A 6,000-nucleotide genomic window follows, 5' to 3' on the forward strand; every position below is an offset into this window, starting at 1 on the left:
AATTTCAGAAAAAAAAGTTTTTGCAATTCCTTTTTTTTGAAGTTAATTCAAGTTTTTTAGGAAATTTTCACAATTTAGTGTTGACTAAAATGAAAAAAATATATATAATAGTTTTATGCGATTTTAAAAGGAGGAAAACACAAATGAGAAAAAGTATCGCGAAATTAATCATCGCCCTACTTGTTATCATCACATCAGTCATTGTCGTACTGGTGGGTATGAATATAAGCGTTTTCGATTATGACATTCAATATCCCAACGCTTTAGACGAGGATTGGGGTATCAGACAGGGGCTCGACTTGGTCGGCGGGTCGGTAATCACATACGAAGCACAGGCAGACTCTGTTACAGACGAACAGATGAAATCTGTGGAAAACGTATTGAGAAACCGTTTAGACTCGCTGGGCTACAGCGAAGCTACCGTTTCGCGTCAGGGAGATAAAAAGGTCAGAGTTGAAATTCCCGCCATTCAAGATCCGCAGGAAGCGGTTGACACGCTGGGACAAACCGCCGTGCTCTCGTTTCAGGATTCTGACGGCAACGTTGTTTTAGAGGGCTCCGACGTTGATTCTGCAACCGCCGCTTACGGCCAGATTGACGAAACAGGCGCTGCTGCACACTATGTAAAACTGAAATTAAAAGATTCCGGTGTGGACAAGTTCTACCAGGCTACCAGCGCCGCTGCATCCAAGCCATCCGGAAGCAATTATATCTCTATTAAGCTGGACGAAACCGAGATTAGCAGACCTTCCGTAAGCAGTCCGATTAATTCGTCCGACTGTATCATTTCCGGCGGTTTTACAGATGCCACGGAAACCGGTAAGCTTGCAGCTTTAATTAACTCCGGCAACTTACCGTTTTCAATTAAAGACGTTGAATTAAGCTCCATCGGGCCCACACTGGGTGAAGAAGCACTTTCTACCAGCTTAATTGCAGCAGGAATCGGCATTATTTTAATCCTGCTGTTCATGCTGCTTGTTTACAGGCTGCCTGGTTTGGTTGCCGACATTGCACTGTTGGCTTATATGGCAATTGTAATTTATATTATGACGTTCTTCAGAATTAATTTAAGCCTGGCAGGTATCGCCGGTATTATTCTTTCTGTTGGTATGGCAGTGGACGCCAACGTCATTATTTTTGAAAGAATTAAGGAAGAGCTTAAGCTTGGAAAAACTGTAAAAACCTCAGTTCTTTCCGGATTTAACCGCGCGTTTTTGGCGATTATCGACTCCAACATCACGACAATTATTGCCGCTGTTGTGCTCTATATTTTCGGCACAGGTACCATTCAGGGCTTTGCAGTAACGCTGGCAATTGGTACGATTGTAAGTATGTTCACTGCAATTTTTATCACCAAATACCTTTTGATGCTGATTGTGGACTTAAAGGTTAGAAACCCGTGGTGGTATGGTGTGAAGAAAAAAGTAAAGGAGGTACAATAAGATGTTAAAAATCGTTGAACGTGCAAAATATTTTTGCCTGATTCCTATTGTAATCATCCTTTTGGGTATTATTTTCCTGATTGCCAAGGGCGGCTTTGTTCAGGATGTTGACTTTGCCGGCGGTATGACCATGTATGTGGAAATGGGCAAAGAGGTTGACTTCGGCGAGGTTGCAGACGTGGTTAAAGGTGCGGATGCATCCATCAATTCCCCGAAAGTTTTAAAATCGGACGGCACACAGATTATTATTCAGACAACGCCAATTGAGCGTGACGTTCGCAATAAAATCATCACTGCTTTAAAAGAGCATTTTTCCATTGATGACGCTGCAGTGCTCCAGGTAGAAGATGTAACGGCAACCATGGGTGCTCAGTTGCGTGCTCAGGCAATGAAAGCGGCATTAATTGCATGCCTTCTGATGCTTATTTATATTTCTATCCGGTTTGAATTTTTCACCGGCGCATCGGCCGTTATCTGCCTGCTTCATGACGTTTTAATTATGCTGGCATTCTATGCAATATTCAGGATACCGATTAACGCAAACTTTATTGCGGCAATGCTGACCATTATCGGTTATTCCATCAACAATACCATTGTTGTGTTTGACCGTGTCCGTGAAAACCAGGGCAAGGTGCAAAAATCTGATTTAAAATCTTTGGTGAACACAAGCTTAAAGCAGACACTCCGTCGTTCCTGCTTCACTACCCTGACAACCATTATCCCGGTTATTTTTCTTTATATTTTGGGTGTGGACTCCATTAAGGAATTTGCACTTCCGTTGATGGTTGGTCTTCTTGCAGGAACATACTCCAGCGTACTTCTTGCAGGTCCGATTTGGGTTGGCATGAAAACCCTTGCGAAAAAAAGAAAATATGGCAAAAAGGTAAAAGCACGCGCATAAAAAATAAAAAACAGTTAGAAAGGCAGCCAGCAATTGGCTGTCTTTTTTTGCATTTCCTTCCACCAAACAGCGCAAACTAATCAAAACACAAAAAGGAGAATTAAAATGAAAAATAAATTAAGGCGTGTCGCCATTGCGGGTGCCGGACACGTTGGAGCACACTGTGCATATAGCCTTGCGGTTCAGGGAATTGTAAATGAACTCGTTCTGGTGGATAAAAATGAGAAAAAATTAAAAAGTGAAATTCAGGATTTAAGAGATTCCGTGCTCTATCTGCCCCATAACCTTTCCGTTCGCGGCGCAGATTTCAATGAATTAAAAGACTGCGATATTTTGGTGAACTGTGTTGGGGACATTACACTTTTAGCGTCGCACGACCGCGTGCAGGAGCTAAACTTTACCATTGCCCAGGTGAATGATTTTATACCAAAAGTAATTGCCGGCGGCTTTCGTGGTATTATCATTAATATTTCAAATCCCTGTGACATTGTTACGTACCAGATTAACAGATTAAGCGGCCTGCCCAAGGGGCATGTGTTCGGTACCGGCACAGCGCTTGATACTGCCCGGCTGGCCTCTGTGCTGTCCATTGCCGCCAATATCGACCACAAATCCATTTGGGCCCATATGATGGGAGAGCACGGTGCTTCCCAAATGGTGCCATGGTCAAATGTTTTTTTTGGCGGATCTCCCCTGTCGCTTTTAGAAGCAAGAGAAGAAAAATACAAATTTGATAAAGAAGAAATGAAAGAAAAAGCGATTTATGGCGGATGGATCACCTACGATGGCAAGGGCTGCACAGAATACGGCATTTGCACTACCCTTGCAAGGCTGGTGCGCGCCGTCTATGACGACGAAAAATGCATCATTCCCGTCAGTGCACAACTCGACGGCGAATATGGACAAACAGACATTTATGCAGGCGTGCCTTGTGTAATTGGCAAACACGGCGCCGAGCAAATTTTGGAGTTGCCGCTCACTAATAATGAAATGGCCGAGTTTACCCGGTGCTGCGCGGACATTCGGGAATATATGAGAAAAATATAAAATTGCATGCTCACCTGAAGTTGACACAAGCAGCGAAAAATGGTAAAATAAAAGAAAAAGACAAAGGAAATTTTTAAAATGCAAAATTTAATTGTAGCTGCTGCAATTATTACGAATGAAAAGGACGAAATTTTAATTTGCCGCAGGTCAGAATCTTCTAAAAATGCAAACCTTTGGGAGTTTCCCGGCGGCAAACTTGAAAAAAATGAAACATTGGAAGAGTGTGCGGTGCGGGAGTGCAAGGAAGAACTTGATATTGACATTGAGCTGCATGGTATTTTTGACACCGCTAGTTTTACCTATCCCGATTCTCATATTGATTTTACTTTTTTTAATGCAAAAATTCTTCGCGGTCAGGTTATACGGCGGGTGCACCGGGACATAAAATGGGTAAAGAGGGAAAACTTAAAAAACTTTGACTTCTGCCCCGCCGACGTTGATCTTGTGGACAAACTTGCACAGACTGAAAAGTTTAAAGGCCCCTTATTAGAAAAAATGGACGATTTTTTTGCCGCAAGAGTACACATGTACGATGCGCACATGTTAGAAGACGTGGAGGGCTGCAAAGAGGGTTACGAGGAACTTGCACGTCTGCTCCCAGAAACATGTGGGTCTCTTTTAGACCTTGGCTGCGGCACAGGTCTTGAATTGGCTGAAATCTTTAAACGTTTTCCTAAAAATTTTGTTACCGGCGTGGACATGACAAAAGAAATGCTCAACGCATTAAAAGAAAAATTTAATGATAAAAGTCTGACCTTAATTCATGGCGATTATTTCACCTGTGATTTTGGCGGCATGTATGACTGTGCTGTTTCGTTTCAGACGATGCATCACTTTAAAAAACAGGACAAATTAGCGCTTTATAAAAAAATTAATAAAGCTCTTACATCTGATGGGACTTACATTGAATGCGACTACATGGTGGAAAGCCAAAAAGAAGAAGACTTCTATTTTTCAGAATATGACAGAATAGCAAAAGAACAGTCTCTTTCAAATGATACATATTATCACTACGACACGCCCTGCACCATTGAAAACCAGATCGATTTGCTGAAAAGTGCCGGATTTGCATCCGTTCAGGAAGTCTGGAGGCGTGAAAACACAACCATGCTGGTTGCAAAGAAACAATCTTAACAAAATCTAAACAGCCTTTTTTCTTGATTCACGTTTTTTGTTATTGTATAATAATAAGTAATAAAACAGCAAGGGGGTAATCATGAAGGAATTATTAAAACAAAAAATAAGCGAATCGATCTCATCTGTTTTACCGATTACCTTAATCGTGCTGATTCTGAGTTTTACGAATCTTGCGCCAATGCCGGCCGGTATGCTGATACTTTTTCTTTTGGGTTCGGTTATGCTGATTGTTGGAATGGGCTTTTTCTCTCTGGGAACAGATTTGTCAATGATGCCGATGGGCACAGAGGTTGGACGGTCTATTTCCGCTTCAAAAAAGATGATTATTATTGTTTTTCTGTGCTTTTTAATTGGCTTTGCCGTAACAGTCGCCGAGCCCGACTTGCAGGTGCTTGCCAAACAGTTTACGGCAGTGCCGGACCTTACGATTATTTTAACGGTTGCAGCCGGCGTTGGCTTGTTTTTAATCATTGCCGCCCTTCGCGAGTTTTGGGGAATTCGGCTGCAAAGCACTTTAATTGTTCTTTATGCAATTGTGTTTCTCATTTCATTTTTTGTAAAACCGGAGTTTTTACCGGTGGCGTTTGATTCCGGAGGTGTTACCACCGGTCCTATTACCGTGCCGTTTATCATTGCATTGGGCATCGGTATTGCGGCAAACCAAAAAAATGCCGCAGAAGACAACAATTTTGGCCTGGTTGCAATTTGCAGCGTTGGGCCGATTATTACCATGCTGCTTATGGGAATTGTGTTACATTCCACAGAAGTTACGCCGCCTGATTTTGCAATACCGGAAATCACAGACTCTCAACAGGTTGGAAAAGCATTTGCAGCCGGATTTCCTACATACATAAAAGAGGTGGCTTTCGGCCTCTCCCCTATTCTTTTGTTTTTTATTGTATTTCAATTTATAACGCGTACCTTTCATAAAAAAGGATTAATTAAGGTCATATCCGGTACCATTTACACCTACATCGGTCTCGTTTTGTTTTTAACGGGTGTAAACATTGGATTTATGCCGGTAGGCAACTACATTGGAAAGATGCTTGCAGGACTGGAATTTAACTGGATTTTAATACCATTAGGAATGCTTATGGGCTATTTCATTGTTGTGGCTGAGCCTGCAGTTCATGTTTTAAATAAACAGGTGGAAGAAATCACCAACGGTGCTGTTCCTGCAAAGGCAATGCTGTTGAGCTTATCTGTGGGTGTCGCATTTTCGGTGGGAATTTCCATGCTCCGTGTTCTTACGGGAATATCGATTTACTGGTTTATTATTCCCGGCTATATTCTGGCCCTTGTTTTAAGCTTTTTTGTACCAAAAGTGTTTACTGCCATTGCTTTTGACTCCGGCGGTGTAGCCAGCGGGCCTATGACGGCAACATTTTTGCTTCCTTTCGCCATGGGCGTTTGCGAAAAGGTTCAGGGAAACATCTTAACCGATGCATTTGGTATTGTGGCAATGGTTGCAAT

Annotated in this window: 5 protein-coding genes; all 5 read left to right on the plus strand. The window is 42.2% G+C overall.

Annotated elements, in window-relative coordinates:
* Positions 1–143 precede the first annotated feature (143 nt).
* Positions 144–1,442: a protein translocase subunit SecD gene (gene secD, locus WIG73_RS01075; RefSeq protein WP_337398929.1), complete on the plus strand. Its 1,299-nt coding sequence runs from the start codon at positions 144–146 to the stop codon at positions 1,440–1,442.
* Position 1,443: 1 nt separating this feature from the next.
* The gene (secF, locus tag WIG73_RS01080) at positions 1,444–2,343 is read left to right on the plus strand and encodes a protein translocase subunit SecF (RefSeq protein WP_337398930.1); all 900 of its coding nucleotides are present in this window, start codon (positions 1,444–1,446) and stop codon (positions 2,341–2,343) included.
* Positions 2,344–2,448: 105 nt separating this feature from the next.
* Positions 2,449–3,390, plus strand: a complete 942-nt coding sequence (locus WIG73_RS01085; RefSeq protein ID WP_337398931.1) for an L-lactate dehydrogenase — start codon at positions 2,449–2,451, stop codon at positions 3,388–3,390.
* A gap of 78 nt (positions 3,391–3,468) precedes the next feature.
* Entirely contained in the window at positions 3,469–4,524 is a 1,056-nt protein-coding gene (mutT, locus tag WIG73_RS01090) for an 8-oxo-dGTP diphosphatase MutT (protein ID WP_337398932.1), read from the plus strand.
* 82 nt (positions 4,525–4,606) lie between these two features.
* A partial coding sequence (locus tag WIG73_RS01095; RefSeq protein ID WP_337398933.1) for a DUF1538 domain-containing protein occupies positions 4,607–6,000 on the plus strand: 1,394 nt, incomplete at its 3' end.

The organism is Congzhengia sp. (genome assembly GCF_037235575.1).
In the GTDB taxonomy this organism is placed as follows: domain Bacteria; phylum Bacillota; class Clostridia; order UBA1381; family UBA9506; genus Congzhengia; species Congzhengia minquanensis.

Excerpts from the sequence above, each read along its gene's own strand:
- secD (WP_337398929.1), top strand. The coding sequence starts at position 144 with ATGAGAAAAAGTATCGCGAAATTAATCATCGCCCTACTTGTTATCATC.
- secF (WP_337398930.1), top strand. The coding sequence starts at position 1,444 with ATGTTAAAAATCGTTGAACGTGCAAAATATTTTTGCCTGATTCCTATT.
- WIG73_RS01085 (WP_337398931.1), top strand. The coding sequence starts at position 2,449 with ATGAAAAATAAATTAAGGCGTGTCGCCATTGCGGGTGCCGGACACGTT.
- mutT (WP_337398932.1), top strand. The coding sequence starts at position 3,469 with ATGCAAAATTTAATTGTAGCTGCTGCAATTATTACGAATGAAAAGGAC.